This window comes from Priestia sp. 10L35 (genome assembly GCF_056395685.1).
This window is the reverse complement of record NZ_JBFTKA010000001.1, coordinates 168,334-185,414: the sequence shown is the minus strand read 5'-3', so window position 1 is coordinate 185,414 and position 17,081 is coordinate 168,334. Positions and strand designations below refer to the sequence as shown.

17 protein-coding genes and 1 riboswitch are annotated in these 17,081 nt (G+C 38.9%); of the genes, 2 read left to right on the top strand and 15 right to left on the bottom strand.

The features are described from left to right. Nucleotides 1–47 precede the first annotated feature (47 nt). The 6 genes from AC1DEF_RS00915 to AC1DEF_RS00890 form a co-directional block, all read right to left on the bottom strand. Entirely contained in the window at nucleotides 48–314 is a 267-nt protein-coding gene (locus AC1DEF_RS00915; protein WP_477727286.1) for a hypothetical protein, read from the bottom strand. A 263-nt stretch (nucleotides 315–577) separates the two neighbouring features. Next, entirely contained in the window at nucleotides 578–802 is a 225-nt protein-coding gene (gene gerE, locus AC1DEF_RS00910; protein WP_013059396.1) for a spore germination transcription factor GerE, read from the bottom strand. Between the two features lie 174 nt (nucleotides 803–976). Then, entirely contained in the window at nucleotides 977–1,426 is a 450-nt protein-coding gene (locus AC1DEF_RS00905) for an acyl-CoA thioesterase (protein WP_097824655.1), read from the bottom strand. Between the two features lie 63 nt (nucleotides 1,427–1,489). Continuing rightward, on the bottom strand, nucleotides 1,490–2,263 hold the full coding sequence (gene sdhB / locus AC1DEF_RS00900; RefSeq protein ID WP_013059398.1) for a succinate dehydrogenase iron-sulfur subunit: 774 nt from the start codon (nucleotides 2,261–2,263) through the stop codon (nucleotides 1,490–1,492). Between the two features lie 3 nt (nucleotides 2,264–2,266). After that, a complete protein-coding gene (gene sdhA, locus AC1DEF_RS00895) occupies nucleotides 2,267–4,054 on the bottom strand; it encodes a succinate dehydrogenase flavoprotein subunit (protein WP_013059399.1) in 1,788 nt (595 codons plus the stop codon). 29 nt (nucleotides 4,055–4,083) lie between these two features. Continuing rightward, entirely contained in the window at nucleotides 4,084–4,692 is a 609-nt protein-coding gene (locus AC1DEF_RS00890) for a succinate dehydrogenase cytochrome b558 subunit (protein WP_013059400.1), read from the bottom strand. 489 nt (nucleotides 4,693–5,181) lie between these two features. Here AC1DEF_RS00890 and AC1DEF_RS00885 point away from each other — a divergent pair, with 489 nt between their 5' ends. Then, nucleotides 5,182–5,709, top strand: a complete 528-nt coding sequence (locus tag AC1DEF_RS00885) for a YslB family protein (RefSeq protein ID WP_013059401.1) — start codon at nucleotides 5,182–5,184, stop codon at nucleotides 5,707–5,709. Nucleotides 5,710–5,760: 51 nt separating this feature from the next. Here the strand turns inward: AC1DEF_RS00885 and AC1DEF_RS00880 are convergent, their stop codons facing one another. The 8 genes from AC1DEF_RS00880 to AC1DEF_RS00845 form a co-directional block, all read right to left on the bottom strand. Beyond that, nucleotides 5,761–6,993, bottom strand: coding sequence for an aspartate kinase (locus AC1DEF_RS00880; protein WP_477727316.1), 1,233 nt, complete (start codon nucleotides 6,991–6,993; stop codon nucleotides 5,761–5,763). Nucleotides 6,994–7,134: 141 nt separating this feature from the next. Beyond that, a riboswitch (Lysine riboswitch) is annotated at nucleotides 7,135–7,312 on the bottom strand. Nucleotides 7,313–7,377: 65 nt separating this feature from the next. Then, nucleotides 7,378–9,144 carry an excinuclease ABC subunit UvrC gene (gene uvrC / locus AC1DEF_RS00875; protein WP_097824656.1) on the bottom strand — a complete coding sequence of 589 codons (1,767 nt, stop codon included), beginning with the start codon at nucleotides 9,142–9,144 and terminating at the stop codon, nucleotides 7,378–7,380. 224 nt (nucleotides 9,145–9,368) lie between these two features. Beyond that, nucleotides 9,369–9,683: a thioredoxin gene (trxA, locus tag AC1DEF_RS00870; protein WP_013059404.1), complete on the bottom strand. Its 315-nt coding sequence runs from the start codon at nucleotides 9,681–9,683 to the stop codon at nucleotides 9,369–9,371. Between the two features lie 421 nt (nucleotides 9,684–10,104). Beyond that, nucleotides 10,105–11,085: an electron transfer flavoprotein subunit alpha/FixB family protein gene (locus AC1DEF_RS00865; protein WP_013085165.1), complete on the bottom strand. Its 981-nt coding sequence runs from the start codon at nucleotides 11,083–11,085 to the stop codon at nucleotides 10,105–10,107. Nucleotides 11,086–11,118: 33 nt separating this feature from the next. Beyond that, the gene (locus tag AC1DEF_RS00860) at nucleotides 11,119–11,892 is read right to left on the bottom strand and encodes an electron transfer flavoprotein subunit beta/FixA family protein (protein ID WP_097824658.1); all 774 of its coding nucleotides are present in this window, start codon (nucleotides 11,890–11,892) and stop codon (nucleotides 11,119–11,121) included. A gap of 18 nt (nucleotides 11,893–11,910) precedes the next feature. Next, nucleotides 11,911–12,684 carry an enoyl-CoA hydratase gene (locus AC1DEF_RS00855; protein ID WP_013059407.1) on the bottom strand — a complete coding sequence of 258 codons (774 nt, stop codon included), beginning with the start codon at nucleotides 12,682–12,684 and terminating at the stop codon, nucleotides 11,911–11,913. A 79-nt stretch (nucleotides 12,685–12,763) separates the two neighbouring features. After that, on the bottom strand, nucleotides 12,764–13,348 hold the full coding sequence (locus AC1DEF_RS00850; RefSeq protein ID WP_013059408.1) for a TetR/AcrR family transcriptional regulator: 585 nt from the start codon (nucleotides 13,346–13,348) through the stop codon (nucleotides 12,764–12,766). A 112-nt stretch (nucleotides 13,349–13,460) separates the two neighbouring features. Further along, complete coding sequence (locus AC1DEF_RS00845; RefSeq protein WP_176521316.1) at nucleotides 13,461–15,158, bottom strand: AMP-binding protein; 1,698 nt, start codon at nucleotides 15,156–15,158, stop codon at nucleotides 13,461–13,463. A gap of 213 nt (nucleotides 15,159–15,371) precedes the next feature. Between AC1DEF_RS00845 and AC1DEF_RS00840 the strand changes: the two genes are divergently transcribed. Beyond that, nucleotides 15,372–16,478, top strand: coding sequence for a 5-methyltetrahydropteroyltriglutamate--homocysteine S-methyltransferase (locus AC1DEF_RS00840; RefSeq protein WP_097824660.1), 1,107 nt, complete (start codon nucleotides 15,372–15,374; stop codon nucleotides 16,476–16,478). 151 nt (nucleotides 16,479–16,629) lie between these two features. Here AC1DEF_RS00840 and AC1DEF_RS00835 read toward each other — a convergent pair whose 3' ends face one another. Beyond that, nucleotides 16,630–17,037 (bottom strand): DUF350 domain-containing protein, encoded by a 408-nt coding sequence (locus AC1DEF_RS00835; RefSeq protein WP_013059411.1) that lies wholly within the window; start codon nucleotides 17,035–17,037, stop codon nucleotides 16,630–16,632. Nucleotides 17,038–17,081 lie beyond the last annotated feature (44 nt).

Here is a 17,081-nt window from a genome sequence, read left to right as displayed (position 1 = left end):
AATTTTAGGTTTGAAGAAAAGGCTGTTGAAATTTCAACCTTTTTTATTTAATTGAGGTAACTTGATTGAAAGATTTTTGGATAAAAAAGTGTTTTCTTGAGGATAAAATACGCAATTTGATGCGTCGGAATGATGAGTTTGGCACTCACCCATACTAAAGCAAAAGTTACTATCACACTTTGTATGAGAGATCCTATTTGTTTAACGCTGTGCTTAGCTCCTGGAGACATGTGCACGATATCCGTGTAATGCTGAATCGAACTTTTTGTGACCTTCACTTTTTCAAAGTCGTTATCAATAAATTTATCTGGCAAACTCGCAAAAGGCAAACAGAATATCATGCATAACAATAAGCTCATCCATATATTTTTCATCATCTCACCTCTCTTTCTTCTGAACTAGTATCTCCTTACTTAAAAGTATACGTACTCTGAAATTCAATTTCAAGCAATAAGTTTTTTTTATAAAGATTTACCTTTTTTATAATTTTTTCTTAACGTTATTCTTTTTAGATATGTATGCGACACTGAAAAAAATATACAAAAAGCTGGCTTTCTAAGAAGAAAGCCAGCTCATGTTATAATTCAAGTTCTCCCATTCGAAGGAGTTCTACGACTGCTTGAGAACGCCCCTTGACTCCAAGCTTTTGCATCGCATTAGAAATATGATTTCGAACTGTTTTTTCGCTAATGAATAGTTCACTCGCGATTTCTTTTGTTGTTTTGTCCTGTACTAAAAGCTCGAATACTTCTCGTTCACGCTTTGTAAGTAGCGGTTTAGGTTGAAACTCTTTTTCTTTCAATGTAACCCTCCTTGCCTGATCCTGAGTTGAACTATCGGATGGGTGTAAATTTAGTCAACATATCTTATGTGCGGTATGCCTACGCGGTTACTAGTTTTAGAAAAAATATGCAAAAAACTCTTTTTCACCTTTAAAAAAGAAAAAAAGCCTGAAGAAAGAGCCTTCAAGCCATTTTCATATATTTGATAAACACGTTTTCATCTCTTCATTCCAAGGGACGCTTTTTCCTGTTTCTTTAGAAATTTGCACCATTGTTCCTCTCCCGGTGAGTACAACCTCTTTTTGCTCATTTTGAATCATATAGTGTAAATCAACCGACGAACGTCCAATTCTATGAGCTTTTACAAAAACAGATAGCATGTTGCCAAAATACACTTGTTTGACATAATCGCACTGCAAATCAGCCACCACCGGTATCGTTCCCTCATGCTCACTCGTCCACTTTTGCATAAAGCCAATATGGTGAAAGAATTCCGTACGTATTTGTTCGAAATAAACAAAAGGAACCGTATTATTTAAATGCCCAAACATATCTGTTTCCGAAAATCTTACCTTGATCTCCTGCTTAAACGAAAATGACTCTTTCCAATGATCCATGTCTTCAATATACGAAATATTATTCATCTGTATTTCCTCCGTTCGTCATAGACAAAATAAAACCTCTCCGCGTGGAGAGGTTTTGAGTGATTATACTTGATCGCTACCAAAGAAACTTCTGAATGCTTGAATTGTTGTATCGCGGTTCAAAGCTGCGATTGAAGTAGTCAATGGAATTCCTTTTGGGCATGATTGAACGCAGTTTTGAGAATTCCCGCAGTTCGCTAGTCCTCCATCACCCATAATCGTCTCTAAACGTTCTCCTTTATTTAACGCACCGGTTGGATGGGCATTAAACAGGCGAACTTGAGAAAGCGGTGCTGGACCGATGAAGTTTGACTTGTCGTTTACATTTGGACAAGCTTCTAAGCAAACTCCACATGTCATACATTTAGATAACTCATACGCCCACTGACGTTTCTTTTCAGGCATACGCGGTCCTGGACCTAAATCGTATGTGCCATCGATTGGAACCCATGCTTTTACTTTTTTTAGTGAATCAAACATACGGCTGCGGTCTACTTGCAAATCACGAACCACAGGAAATGTTTTCATTGGCTGTAAGCGAATTGGTTGTTCTAGTTTATCAACAAGAGCTGTACATGACTGACGAGGTTTACCGTTGATGACCATTGAACAGGCTCCGCATACTTCCTCTAAACAGTTCATTTCCCAGTTTATCGGAGCAACCTCTTTACCTGAAGCATCAACAGGGTTACGTCTGATTTCCATCAGTGCTGAAATAACGTTCATATTCGGACGATACGGAATTTCAAACTCCTGATTGTAAGGAGCAGATTCAGCTGAATCTTGACGTGTAATAATGAAGCGCACTGTCTTTTGGACTGTTTGTTGTTCACTCATTGATTAACGAACCCCCTCTTGTTGTTTTTTTGGTTTTTCATCTTTTTTCTTTGTGTAGTCGCGTTTACGCGGTTTAATTAACGATACGTCTACCTCTTCATAATGGAAAGAAGGAGCCGTTTTCTTATCCACAAAAGATGCCATTGTTGTTTTTAAGAATTCTTCATCGTTACGATCTGGGAAATCTGGCTTATAATGAGCACCGCGACTTTCGTTACGGTTGTAAGCTCCTAGCGTTACAACACGTGAAAGCTGAAGCATGTTTTGCAACTGACGAGTAAATGTTGCCGCTTGATTACTCCATTTAGCTGTATCATTAATGTTAATACGATCATAGCGTTCAATTAATTCTTGAATCTTTTCATCTGTTTTTAACAGTTTGTCATTGTATCGTACGACTGTCACGTTGTCAGTCATCCATTCCCCTAGCTCTTTATGAAGAACGTATGCATTTTCTGTACCTTGAAGATTCATGATATTGTTCCATTTCTCTTCTTCTTCTTTCACATGACGATCATATACGCTTGAAGAAATAGCATCTGCGCTCTTTTCTAAACCATTGATGTATTCAACCGCTTTAGGACCGGCAACCATACCACCATAAATAGCTGATAATAATGAGTTTGCTCCTAAACGGTTCGCTCCGTGCTGTGAATAATCACACTCACCAGCTGCGAATAAGCCAGGAATATTTGTCATTTGATCGTAATCCACCCATAAACCGCCCATTGAATAGTGTACGGCTGGGAAAATTTTCATTGGTACCTTGCGCGGATCATCGCCCATGAATTTTTCATAGATTTCGATGATACCTCCAAGTTTAATGTCTAGCTCTTTTGGATCTTTATGTGAAAGGTCCAGATAAACCATGTTCTCTCCGTTGATTCCTAACTTCTGCGCTACGCAGACGTCAAAAATTTCACGAGTTGCAATATCACGAGGTACTAAGTTACCGTATGCAGGATATTTTTCCTCTAAGAAATACCAAGGTTTACCGTCTTTATATGTCCAAACGCGTCCGCCTTCTCCACGAGCAGATTCACTCATAAGACGAAGCTTATCATCTCCTGGGATAGCAGTTGGATGAATTTGAATAAACTCTCCGTTTGAATAGTATGCACCTTGCTGATACACGATAGATGCCGCTGAACCTGTATTAATAACTGAGTTCGTCGATTTTCCAAAAACAATTCCAGGTCCACCTGTAGCCATAATAACCGCGTCAGCTGGGAACGTTTTAATTTCCATTGATTTTAAATTCTGTGCAGAAATTCCGCGACAGCTGCGCTCATCGTCAAGAACAGCACCTAAGAATTCCCATCCTTCGTACTTTGTCACAAGTCCGGCAACTTCATAACGACGAACCTGCTCATCTAATGCGTACAATAATTGTTGACCCGTTGTTGCTCCAGCAAAAGCCGTACGGTGATGCTGCGTCCCGCCAAATCGTCTGAAGTCTAACAAACCCTCAGGAGTACGGTTAAACATAACACCCATGCGGTCAAGTAAGTGAATAATACCAGGAGCTGCTTCACACATTGCTTTTACAGGTGGCTGGTTGGCTAAAAAGTCTCCGCCGTACACTGTGTCATCAAAGTGTTCCCATGGTGAATCCCCTTCACCTTTCGTATTTACGGCTCCGTTGATTCCACCTTGCGCGCAAACTGAGTGAGATCTTTTTACCGGAACTAGTGAAAATAAATCTACTTGCTTGCCAGACTCAGCAATTTTTATTGTTGCCATCAAGCCAGCTAAACCGCCACCGACTACGATGATTTTTCCGTTACTCATCGGAACCCCACTCCTTCAAAACCTTAATTTTATGCAAATGCGAATAATGTACGAACACCTACAAATGTAAGTGCTAAGAAGATTGCTAATGTCACATAAGTTGAAATTCTTTGAGAACGTGGTGTTACAGTTAACCCCCAGCTAACTCCAAATGACCATAGACCGTTTGCAAAGTGGAAGATCGTAGATACAACACCAACTATGTAGAATGCAAGCATTGCCGGGTTGCTTAAAATTCGTTCCATCATTTGAAAATCTACTTCTTTTCCAAGCGCAGCTTGTATTCTGGTTTCCCATACGTGCCATGTGATGAAGATAAGTGTGATTACACCTGAAACACGCTGAAGGATAAACATCCAGTTACGGAAAAAACCGTAGTTGTTAACGTTTGTTTTAGCAGTGAATGCGATGTAAAGACCGTATATTGCGTGAAAAACGATTGGTAAGAAAATAATGAAAATTTCTAGAGCATAGCGGAAAGGTAAGCTCTCCATGAAGTGAGCTGCTTGATTAAATGATTCTTCTCCCTTTGTCGCGAAATGATTCACAACTAAATGCTGTGTTAAGAAAATCCCGATTGGTATTACCCCAAGTAATGAATGGATTCTCCGATATTGAAACTCTCTGTTTGCCGCCATCTGCGTAGACCCCCCTTAGTTAAATGAACATAGTTTGTGAAGAACTTTCTTACTCCCACTAGACAAATAGATTAATCGTGAATACAGGAAATGAAAACCTTTGCATTTCCTAATAAAGTATGTGACAGGTTAATTTTACTCCCATCGATTAAGAGCGTCAAGGCAAGATGTTTAAATCTTCTATAAAATATAAATTTATAAAATTTTATATTTGTTAACGCTTACTGTATTGATGTTACAGATTTTTTCTTTCTATTATAATATTGCTTGCCACAAATAAGTAAGCGTTTACTTTATGCTTTTATTGTAAACAAGTTCACAAAACATTTACACAGGTAAAAGTACCCTTTTAAAAGGTATATTATGGATTTTTCATCTTTACATCTAACTCTTTTTACCATAATAAAGATCCTCTTACATTTTATTAAAAAAATGCGTGAGAGGTTTTTTAGATTTGTATATAATAGTAGTAAAGAAAGAGGGGAAAGCATGAGCAATTTACAAACAGAATCACAGCAAGAACTTGAAGAGACGATGGAAACATCAGAACCTAATGTCACAGCTGAAACAGAGAGAACTCTTGATCACGTTTCATATTTCGGATACAGCCTTTTGCGTGACGTGTTAATTCCAGAGCTTCTTGGAGACGAAACAAACACCATTTCATACTGGGCAGGAAAACACCTTGCGCGGAAATACCCATTAAATACAATGGATGAAATCGTCGCTTTTTTTAAAGCAGCTTCCTGGGGAACACTGACGCTTGCAAAAAAAGATAAATATTCACTCGAGCTTGAGTTATCAGGTGATGTGGTCAGCAAAAGATTTCAGCAGGAAACTTGTTCGTTTCATCTTGAGTCAGGATTTGTGGCTGAACAGATTCAGCGTCAAAACAACTGCCTAACAGAAGCCTACTTAACACATAAAGAAAAGAACGGAAAAGTGCTGATTTCCGTGCAGTGGGACCGAAAAGATATCTTACCTACCGAAACACGCGCGGAGCGTTATAAAAAGTAGGAAATACGTATATATAAAAGACGTGGAGATACCACGTCTTTTTTCTCTTCTTTATACTTGCACTGCTTGCTGCTCTTCTAATTCAAATGCTACGTGAAGCGTCTCAACAGCTTTTACCATATCAGCATGCGGTACAACTGTAGATACTTTAATTTCAGACGTGCTGACCATCTTCACTTCAATTTTCTCTCCTGCCAGCACTTCAAACATTTCGGCTGCAACGCCTGGATTAGAAATCATGCCAGAGCCGACAATTGATACTTTAGCCAAACCGCTTTCATGTTCAATACGCGCATATCCCAAAGTAGATTTATACTCTTTTAAGACGGCAAGAGCGGCGTCTACGTCTACGGTTTTAATAGAAAATGAGATAGAGAGACGATTATTAGCCGTTACGTTTTGAATAATAATGTCCACATTTAACTGTTCTTTTGCTAATGCTGTAAAAATAGTAGAAAGAGTTTGCAACTCGTTGTTTAACCCTTCAATTGTCACTCGTGAAATATTATCTTCAAACGCAATTCCTCTTACGACTAAGTTTTGTTCCATTGAAACTTCCTCCTCAACAATCGTTCCATTCTCGTTTTCTAAGCTTGAACGCACTTCTAGCGGTACCTGATAATTTTTTGCAAACTCAACAGCGCGCGGATGCAGCACCCCTGCTCCCAAATTAGCTAATTCTAACATTTCGTCATATGAAATAGAGTGAAGCTTACGAGCATCTTCTACATAGCGCGGATCTGTCGTAAACACTCCTGTTACATCTGTATAAATATCACATTTTGCAGCTTTTAATGCTGCGGCAAGAGCTACTGCCGTCGTGTCAGAGCCGCCTCGACCTAATGTTGTAATGCTACCATCTCCTGAACAGCCTTGGAATCCAGCTACTACTACGATTCGGCCTCTATCTAATTGGCTTTGAATACGAGTCGTGTCAATGTGCTGGATTCGTGCATTGCTGTGAACTGCTTCCGTCTGGATACCAGCTTGCCAACCTGTTAGCGAAGTTGCTTCATACCCTTTATATTGAAGGGCCATTGTTAACAGGGAAATCGTTACTTGTTCTCCAGTTGTAAGAAGCATATCCATTTCGCGTTTGCTTGGACTGTCCGTAATATCACTTGCTAATTTCACCAGTGCATCTGTAGTTTTGCCCATTGCCGATACAACAACAACTACTTGGTTACCGCGCTCTGCTTCTTGAATAACACGGTTTGCTACATGTTGGATACGTTCAACAGAACCAACAGATGTTCCACCAAATTTTTGAACGATTAATGCCATAATTTTGTTCATTCCTTTTCAATAAATTTGCATATGCAGAATGATGAGAAGCTAAATTTTTTTACTCAGACAATAAAAAAAGCAATGAGATGAGCTCTCATTGCTTAACGAACGAAAATTATAAAACATAACCGTCCACTGCCGTGAGATAGCTCTCCAAGAATCTACATCTTGACAATCCTACGTTTATTCAACGCAGAACCAGCAATCATTACTATGAGGTAATGTTCACTTCGGCAAATTTCCCTTTCCGCATCATTCATAAGAGCTCATACCCTTCCTGATACGTACTGATTAAATTTGCACCTCTATCTTCACTTCATTTGATGAAGTGTCGTATGAAATTAGTTAATAGCTTATCAAATATTTTCTATTATTTCAAGACTATTTTTGCAATGTTTCATAAATTTTTTCAGCGATGTTTTGAGGAACACCTGAATTTCGAATATCATCAACCGTTGCTTCTTTCAATTTTTTCACCGAACCAAAATACTTTAACAAAGCTTTTTTACGCTTTTCGCCCACTCCCGGAATATCGTCCAGAACAGACTGAAAAGCGGACTTAGAGCGCACTTGACGGTGGAAGGTAATCGCAAAACGGTGAACTTCATCTTGAATTCGCTGAAGCAAATAAAATTCTTGACTATTGCGTTCAAGCGGTATGATTTGAGGAGGCTCACCAATCATCAGGTTGGAGGTTCTGTGCTTATCATCTTTGACAAGACCTGCTGTAGGCACTAAAAGTCCCAATTCATTTTCGAGAACGTCCTGTACTGCAGCTAAATGCCCTTTGCCTCCATCTACAACAATTAAATCTGGAAGCGGAAGACCCTCTTTTAACGCTCTGGAATACCGTCTGCGAACGACTTCTCTCATGGAACTGTAATCATCTGGTCCCTTTACGGTCTTAATTTTATATTTGCGATATTCTTTCTTTTCCGGTTTCCCATCAACAAAAACAATCATCGCAGAAACGGGATCTGTTCCTTGAATATTTGAATTATCAAATGCTTCAATCCGATAAGGAGCGGCAATTCCAAGCTCTTCTCCTAACCGTTCAACTGCGCCAACCGTGCGCTCTTCATCTCGTTCAATTAAATAGAATTTTTCACCGAGCGCAATTTTTGCATTTTTACACGCAAGTTCTACTAACTCTTTCTTTTTGCCTCGCTTTGGATGCTGAACCTCTACTCCTACTAATTTCTCAGCCAACTCTGCATCAATCGTTGCTGGAACCATTACTTCTTTTGGCTTAATATTTTTGGCATAAAACTGACCGATAAAAGTTAAGAAATCTTCTTCTGGCTCTTTATAAAAAGGAAACATAGAAACTTCTCGCTCAATTAATTTCCCTTGGCGAATAAAGAAAACTTGAACACACATCCAGCCTTTATCATAAGAATAGCCAAACACATCTCGATTAACAAAATCATTAAACGTTACTTTTTGCTTTTCCATTGTCGCTTCGATATGAGCAATTTGATCTCGATATTCTTTAGCCCGTTCAAAGTCAAGTTCTTCTGAAGCTTTTAACATTTTTTCAGTTAATTCTGTTTTGACATGCTCATATCCACCATTTAAAAACCGCGTGATATTTTCAATAATTTGTTTGTTTTGCTCTTCTTTTACTTCTTTTACGCAAGGAGCTAGGCATTGCCCGATATGGTAATACAAACAAGGTCTGTCTGGCATGGTAGAGCACTTTCTTAATGGATAAATGCGATCAAGAAGCCGCTTTGTTTCATTTGCAGCTTGAACGTTAGGATAAGGCCCGAAGTATTTCCCTTTATCTTTTTTTATTTTTCTTGTAATAACAAGTCGGGGCTGCTTTTCAGCTGTAATCTTAATAAAGGGATAACCCTTATCATCTTTAAGCATGATATTGTATTTTGGATCATGCTTTTTAATTAAATTCATTTCTAAAATAAGTGCTTCTAAATTAGAAGATGTGACGATATATTCAAAATCGACAATGTCGTTTACAAGTCGAAGCGTCTTTCCGTCATGAGATCCGGTAAAGTAGGAGCGCACTCGATTTTTTAATACTTTTGCTTTTCCTACGTAAATGACCGTTCCATATTTATCTTTCATCAAGTAACAGCCGGGCTGATCCGGTAAAATAGCCAGCTTTTCTTTTAAATAATCGTTCATATTTTTCTCCTTCCTCTTCTCTTACTCTGTCCATCTATACATTCGCTTATGAAGCGTAACCTACATTCTTTCCTGCCCTACAATACATGCACATAAGCCGGATTTATGGCGGTGTTCCTTACATCTAGTATAAAACAAACGAACGCATATTCGCTAAATAAAAGTATTCCCAAAAGAGAAAAAGTGGAGAAAAAGAAAAAACCTAGCCTGAGCTAGGTTTTGACTTACGCGTGTTTATTAATTAATTCTGTTAATGCTTCTTTTGGTTGGAAACCAACTACTTGATCAACTTTCTCTCCATCTTTAAATAATACTAAAGTTGGGATACTCATAACACCAAATTTTCCAGCCGTTTCTTGGTTTTCATCAACGTCTACTTTCACGATTTTAACTTTATCGTTAAGTTCGCCATCGATTTCTTCAAGAACTGGAGCAATCATTTTACAAGGGCCACACCATGGTGCCCAAAAGTCAACAAGCACTAGGCCTGATTTAATTTCATCTGTAAAGTTTTTATCTGTAGCATGTGCAATAGCCATTTTAATTCCTCCTAAATATATGCAATATCCAAATTCTACTCACAGTATATCACCTTCAAATAAGGTTTGCTAACTTTTTGCTTACATTTATACTGTTTATTCTCCGCTCTAGTTTGTACAATTCACATAAAAACATACGTAGAAAATTTCGTTTTCCATGAGGCTGAGACATAACGAAATGAATCCTATCTAAAGACGAACGAATAGTATACAAGGGCTGAACCGCTTGCGACACCGCAGATGATTTCTGTGTAAGACTTCGCTTTCTACAGGAGTCTTCGCCTTGCCCTCCAATCAACTGCTAGAAAGACCCACACACATGAAACCTGCGTTTACCCTAACAAAAAAACGAACCACTAATCAAACATCTTGATCAATGGTTCATTTTTCACTTCGTCTAAAATCCTTTTGTCTCAGCCTCTTACGCAGACTGTACTTTCAGCTTTTTGAATTCTTCCGTTAGCAGAGGCACCACTTCAAATAAATCTCCAACGATTCCGTAATCAGCTACTTTAAAAATATTCGCCTCAGGATCTTTGTTAATGGCAACAATAATTTTTGAATTTGACATGCCGGCCAAATGCTGAATGGCTCCCGAGATTCCGCAGGCAATGTATAAATCTGGTGTGACTACTTTGCCCGTCTGACCGATCTGAAGAGAATAGTCGCAGTAATCTGCATCGCACGCTCCCCGAGACGCCCCAACAGCTCCATTTAACACGTCCGCTAGTTCTTGGAGAGGTCCAAAACCTTCCGTGCTTTTTACACCTCGACCACCTGCAATCACGACTTTTGCTTCGGATAAATCAACCCCTTGCGTTGCTTTCCGTACAACTTCTTTTACAACTGTACGCAGGTTTTTGATTTCAACATTTAAATCCTCTACATCGCCTGTACGTCCCTCATCTTTTGCAAGCGGTGAAATATTATTTGGACGAATCGTGACAAACGTAAAAGCATCGGTCATGATTTTCTTTTCAAATGCTTTACCAGAATAAATTGGGCGGGTGAAGACTACTTGATCCCCTCCAACTTCTACATCCGTCACATCTGAGATAAGTCCTTTGTCTAAGCGAGCTGCCAGTTTTGGCGCTAGGTCTTTGCCAAGAGCCGTATGGCCAAATACGATAGCTTCAGGTTGTTCACTTTCAATGATGGCTAATAACGCCTGAGCATAACCATCCGATGTGTAAGCAGCTAAATCTTCATGCTCCGTCACAACAACTTTATTCGCTCCGTATGCAATAAGCTCTTCACTTAAAGCTTTTACGTCCTTTCCTACTAACGCTGCAACAATTTCCCCACCGTCAGCTACAGTAGACGCTGCGGAAATCGCTTCAAACGATACGTTTCGTAATCCCCCATCACGTGCTTCTCCTAGAACTAACACTTTGCGTCCCATTGCAATACCCCCATTGTTTTAACTTTTGACTTATTAAATGACTTTTGCTTCTTTATGCAGTAAATTGACCAGTTCTATCACTTGATCTTTTATATCTCCTTGTAGTACGCGTCCTGCGTCTTTTTTCGGAGGCAAATAAATTTCAATTGTCTTTGTTTTTGCTTCTACATCATCTTCATCTAAATCTAAATCATCCAATTCCACTTCAACCAACGGTTTCTTCTTCGCTTTCATAATCCCTGGAAGAGATGGATAGCGAGGTTCGTTAAGTCCCTGCTGAGCTGTTACTAAAAGAGGAAGCGACGTTTCGATAACCTCGGAATCACCTTCCACATCGCGTACAACAGTCACTTTTTCACCTTCGATATCCAATTTTGTAATCGTCGTAATATAAGGGATTTCTAACTGTTCTGCTACGCGCGGTCCCACTTGGCCCGAACCTCCGTCAATCGCTACGTTTCCTGCCAAAATTAAGTCAGGAGATTGTTCTTTTAAGTACTGTGCCAGCAGCCTAGAAGTCGTGTACTGATCGCCATCTTCTATGTCATCTTCCGTATTGATTAAAACCGCTTTATCTGCTCCCATAGCCAAAGCTGTTCGGAGTTCTTTTTCTGATTCTTCCCCTCCTACACTCACGACCGTAATCTCCCCGCCATGCTTTTCCTTTAGCTGAATAGCTTCTTCAACTGCATACTCATCGTAAGGATTAATAATAAATTCAGCCCCATCTTCAACAATTTGACCATTTTTTAATGAAAGTTTCTCCTCTGTATCGAATGTTCTTTTTACTAACACGTAAATATTCATTCAATTCCCCTCCTAAGCTTATTTTCCTAAAAATTTAGGCTGGCGCTTTTCAATAAAAGCGGCTACGCCTTCTTGAGCATCCCTGCTTTTGAATACGCTTCCAAAAAACTGCGCTTCTTTTTTGATGCCGCTGTAATAAGCATCTGTTTTTACATGCTGAAGCAGCTGCAAGGTGGCTTTAACAGAGATTGGGCTTTTTTTGGCAATTTTTCTAGCAAGTAAAAATGTTTCATTGATAAGCTGACTTTCTTCAAAAGCTGCATTTGCCAATCCTAACTCCACTGCCTCGCTTCCGGATATTGGATCACTTGTCAGCATCATCTCACAAGCCTTATGAACTCCTACATAACGAGGTAATCGCTGAGTTCCTCCAAATCCTGGTATAATCCCTAACTGAAGCTCAGGCAAGCCCAGCTTAGCATTTTCTGTTACCAAACGGATATGGCAGCTCATAGCAAGCTCCAACCCTCCGCCTAAAGCAGCTCCATGAATAGCTGCAATCACTGGTTTTGGGTAATTTTCAATATACTCAAAGAGCTCTTGACCGTTAACAGCAAGCTTCTCGTATTCTTTTTCCTGCTGAAGTGATGTGAATTCTTTTATATCAGCCCCGGCACAAAAGAATTTCCCTTCACCTTTAATGACGATAACCCTTGTCTCTTTACTATCTTCTAAATGTTTTAAAACACTTGAAAGATCTTTTAATAAGTCTTGAGACAAAGCGTTAGCAGGTTGTCTATTCAACGTAATGAAGCTTATTGCATCAACAGTTTCAACCTGGATAATCTCCATTTGTTTACGCCACCCTTTCTTTCTATTTTCATTACCTTGCGCTTTTCCCCTCGCAGGGGAGCAGCAGGCTCACTTACGATTATGAGCCGCTGCAGCCGTTTAACAGCAGGGAATGGACTTTATCTACCGATTCTATTAGACCATATCGATGATCGTTCATTACCCATGTTGTGACAGTTTCATCAATCGTTCCAAAAATCATCTGTCGCGCAAGACGAATATCTATATTTTCAGAAAACTCACCCGTTTCGATTCCTGTCTGCAAAATAGAATCAATGAGAGTCAGATAATCTTTTAATACATCGTTAATTTTCAATCTTAAATCTTTGTTCGATTGACGCAGTTCGAGCTGGGTCACTGTAGCTAAATGATGATCCTCCGCTAGAAACGAAAAATGTTTGTCAATTAACACATGAAGTTTTTCTGCCGCGGTTTCAATTCCCGCCAGTTCTTCATAAATTTTTTCTACAAATTGCCCCATCTTCTCTTGAAACAAGGAAATCAAGACATCTTCTTTGTTTTTAAAATATAAATATATCGTACCGTCTGCAACTCCAGCCTGCTTAGCAATTTTAGAAACCTGAGCATTGTGGTATCCGTTTTCTGCTATTACTACTACAGCTGCATCGATAATCTGTTTATACTTTGGCTTATTTCTTCTCAATCTTATACGCTCCTTTAAAATATGAATGATTATTCATTCATATCTTTATAATAAAGAAACCGCAAGTATCTGTCAATTATGTTTCAGTAAAAAAATCAAAGGCGACGATCGATTACGTCGCCTTTTTATGCTTTTCATTTTCTTCATCAATCAGCGCTCGTCGCAGAATCTTACCGACCGCTGTTTTGGGAAGCTCATTTCGAAATTCATAAAGGCGCGGAACTTTATAAGCAGCTAAATACTTTCTAGAAAACTCATTTAACTCTTCTTCAGTACATCTTACACCATTTTTTAATACAATGTAAGCCTTCACCGTTTCTCCTCTATATGGGTCAGGAACACCCACCACTACAGCTTCTTGAATTTTTTCATGCTCATATAATACTTCTTCAACTTCTCGAGGATAGATATTATATCCCCCGGCAATAATAATATCTTTCTTCCGATCTACTACATAAAAATAACCTTTATCATCCATATAGCCAACATCACCTGTTAGCAACCATCCGTCTCGCATAACAGCCTCCGTTTCTTCAGGCTGCTTCCAATATCCTTTCATTACCTGAGGACCTTTAACCGCAATTTCTCCTACTTCGCTTACAGCAGCTTCTTTACCTGTTTCAAACGAGAGAATTTTGGCATCTGTGTCTGGCCAAGGCACTCCAATGCTTCCTGGTATTCTCTCTTTCCAAAGAAAATTAGCATGAGTAACAGGAGAGGTTTCCGTTAATCCATATCCTTCCACTAATTTACCTCCGGTGAGCTTTTCAAACTGCTCCTGCACTTCCACAGGAAGTGGAGCCGAACCGCTCATACATGAATCAATAGAAGATAAGTTGTATTTTGCTAAATCAGGATGGTTTAATAATGCAATGTAAATCGTCGGCGCACCTGGAAATAAAGTAGGCTGCTGCTTATGAATGGTTTTGAGCGTCGTTTTTGCATCAAATTTAGGCAGAAGAACCATCTCATAGTTTTGCAAAACCGATAAAACAAGAACCGTTGTTAAACCATACACATGAAAAAATGGGATAATTCCAAGCACTTTTTCTTCTCCATGCCTGCAGCGGTATAACCAATGTGAACACATCGTTGCATTGGCTACCAAGTTTTTATGAGTAAGCATGACTCCTTTTGGAAAACCTGTTGTTCCCCCGGTGTATTGTAAAATCGCGATATCTTCGTCTGAAATTCCCTCAGCGTTACATACTGCGGGAGAGGATTCATCTATAATACGTTTAAATAAATGAGTAGTCTCCGTATGACTCACATCCACGCTTATCTTCTGCTGTTTGCGCTGAATAAATGGATACATTATGTTTTTGGGAAATGGGAGATAATCTTGAATAGAGGTGATGACTACGTGCTTTATTTTTGTTAACGCTTTCATTTTTACTACACGCGGATATAGCAAATCGAGTGCAATAATCATGGTCGCTTCTGAATCATTAAGCTGATACTCTAACTCTCTTTCCGTATACAAAGGGTTTGTTTGAACGACTACTCCTCCGGCAAGCAGAACCGCATAGAAGGAAATGACAGCTTGAGGGCAATTTGGAAGCATAATGGCTACTCTATCCCCTCTTTTTAATCCCAGTTCAATAAGGTAAGATGACAGCTTCAGAGAATCTTGATGCAGCTGGGAAAACGTCATTTTTTTCCCTAGAAAATAGATTGCGCTTTTTTTAGGATCCTTTTGAACTGCTTCTTCAAAAAGCTGTGCTAAATTTTTTTGTTCATAATGAAGCCTAGCAGGTATTTCATCCGGATATTGAGAAAGCCATATCTTTTCGGTGGATTCCACACGCATCCTCTCCCTCAAAAAAAAATAAAAAATTAGAATTTTCTAATTAAAATTATAGTTCATTCTTTTTTTAGATGCAATCGTTATTGAATGTTCTCTTTCCTACCTAATCACTCTTTCATCCTGCAGCGTAATAAATAAAAATTGGATTTACCCCTGTACATTATCCGAATTTTTTGTATATAATAAAAATTAGATTTTTTTAAGGAGCTGTATGAATTGACAACAACATTGACTAAAGGACCGTTCAAAGCAGATCACGTTGGAAGCTTTTTGCGTCCCGAGCGTATCAAACAAGCACGATTACAAGTGGAAAACGGGGAAATGACAAAGAAACAGCTTCGAGCAATTGAAGATGAAGAAATTCGTAAACTCGTAGAAAAGCAAAAAGAAATTGGATTAAAAGCCGTCACAGACGGTGAGTTTCGCCGCGCGTGGTGGCACTTTGATTTTCTGTCAGAGCTTGTTGGCGTAGAACTTTACGAAGCAGAGTCGGGAATTCAGTTTCACGGAGTCCAAACAAAAGCTCACGGTATAAAAGTGACTGGAAAACTAGATTTTAATCACCACCCTATGATTGAAGATTATAAATTTCTTCATCAAGCTGCTGGAAAAGAACACGTAGCTAAGTTCACCATTCCAAGTCCTAATATGCTATTTTTCAGAGGTCATATTGAAGAGTCTTCTTACTCGGATACGGATGTATTTTTTGCTGATTTAGTTAAAACATATCAAAAAGCCATTCAAGCATTTTATGATGCCGGATGCCGCTATTTACAGTTAGATGATACTGCGTGGGCAGTCTTTTTCTCAGAAAAAGGACAAGAACAAATCGCGTCAAAAGGTTTTACGCCCCAAGAATTACTGAAACGTTTTACAGATGCGATCAATGAATCCATTGTGCATAAGCCAGATGATATGGTCATTACAATGCATATTTGCAGAGGGAATTTCCAGTCCACTTATACAGCAAGCGGCGGATATGAAAATGCGTCCAAAGCTATTTTCAGTCAGTTAAACGTAGATGGACTATTTTTAGAATTTGATGATGAACGCTCAGGAGGATTCGAACCTCTTCGACATGTAAAGCGAGATGATCTTCAGATTGTCCTTGGTCTTATCACATCAAAATTTGGAGATTTAGAAGATCCTGAAGCAGTGAAAAAACGAATTGCTGAAGCGGCAGAATTTGTTTCTCTTGATCAAATTTGTTTAAGTCCCCAGTGCGGATTTGCTTCTACAGAAGAAGGAAATTTACTAACTGAAGAACAGCAGTGGGATAAAGTAAAGCACGTGATTTCAATTGCTGAAGACGTATGGAAGTAGTCATTAAAAAAGCTGACCTGCTTTAAGGTCAGCTTTTTTGGTGTCATCATGATGTTAGGAAAAGCTATATAGATAAATAGATAAGACCAATAAGCATAAACACTCCGCATAAAACGAGTAAAATTTTCGCTAACTTCTCCATGACTCTCTCCTATCCTATCCCTGCTCCTATTACATAGGACATACCGATTGAAATAACAAGTGAAATAAATCCAACGGCTCTGTTATCTTGTTCAATTTCGTCATCGATTCGAAATTTTGGCGTCAAAAATTCGAAAATAAAATAGCTGACTAGTAAAAGAACGAATCCATATATTCCCCACCCTAGCATTCTTAACAAGTTGTCGTTATGCTCAATCGAATAGCGAAAAATATTAGCTAATCCAAATATTTTTCCACCTGTTGCCATCGCAACAGCCATATTTCCTTTTTGAATCTCTTCCCAATTCTTATACTTAGTAACGAGCTCAAACACAACAAGAAAGACGACAATGCTCAAGACAACCACGCTGTAATAAGCGGCGGATTCAATATACGGGTCTTTCCAAAAATCCCTCATTTTTGCATCACTCCTAATTTATATTACGCTCCACGTAATGAACT

Excerpts from the sequence above, each read along its gene's own strand:
- AC1DEF_RS00905 (WP_097824655.1), bottom strand. The coding sequence starts at position 1,426 with ATGAATAATATTTCGTATATTGAAGACATGGATCATTGGAAAGAGTCA.
- sdhB (WP_013059398.1), bottom strand. The coding sequence starts at position 2,263 with ATGAGTGAACAACAAACAGTCCAAAAGACAGTGCGCTTCATTATTACA.
- sdhA (WP_013059399.1), bottom strand. The coding sequence starts at position 4,054 with ATGAGTAACGGAAAAATCATCGTAGTCGGTGGCGGTTTAGCTGGCTTG.
- AC1DEF_RS00890 (WP_013059400.1), bottom strand. The coding sequence starts at position 4,692 with ATGGCGGCAAACAGAGAGTTTCAATATCGGAGAATCCATTCATTACTT.
- AC1DEF_RS00885 (WP_013059401.1), top strand. The coding sequence starts at position 5,182 with ATGAGCAATTTACAAACAGAATCACAGCAAGAACTTGAAGAGACGATG.
- AC1DEF_RS00880 (WP_477727316.1), bottom strand. The coding sequence starts at position 6,993 with ATGGCATTAATCGTTCAAAAATTTGGTGGAACATCTGTTGGTTCTGTT.
- uvrC (WP_097824656.1), bottom strand. The coding sequence starts at position 9,144 with ATGAACGATTATTTAAAAGAAAAGCTGGCTATTTTACCGGATCAGCCC.
- trxA (WP_013059404.1), bottom strand. The coding sequence starts at position 9,683 with ATGGCTATTGCACATGCTACAGATAAAAACTTTACAGATGAAATTAAA.
- AC1DEF_RS00865 (WP_013085165.1), bottom strand. The coding sequence starts at position 11,085 with ATGGGACGCAAAGTGTTAGTTCTAGGAGAAGCACGTGATGGGGGATTA.
- AC1DEF_RS00860 (WP_097824658.1), bottom strand. The coding sequence starts at position 11,892 with ATGAATATTTACGTGTTAGTAAAAAGAACATTCGATACAGAGGAGAAA.
- AC1DEF_RS00855 (WP_013059407.1), bottom strand. The coding sequence starts at position 12,684 with ATGGAGATTATCCAGGTTGAAACTGTTGATGCAATAAGCTTCATTACG.
- AC1DEF_RS00845 (WP_176521316.1), bottom strand. The coding sequence starts at position 15,158 with ATGCGTGTGGAATCCACCGAAAAGATATGGCTTTCTCAATATCCGGAT.
- AC1DEF_RS00835 (WP_013059411.1), bottom strand. The coding sequence starts at position 17,037 with ATGAGGGATTTTTGGAAAGACCCGTATATTGAATCCGCCGCTTATTAC.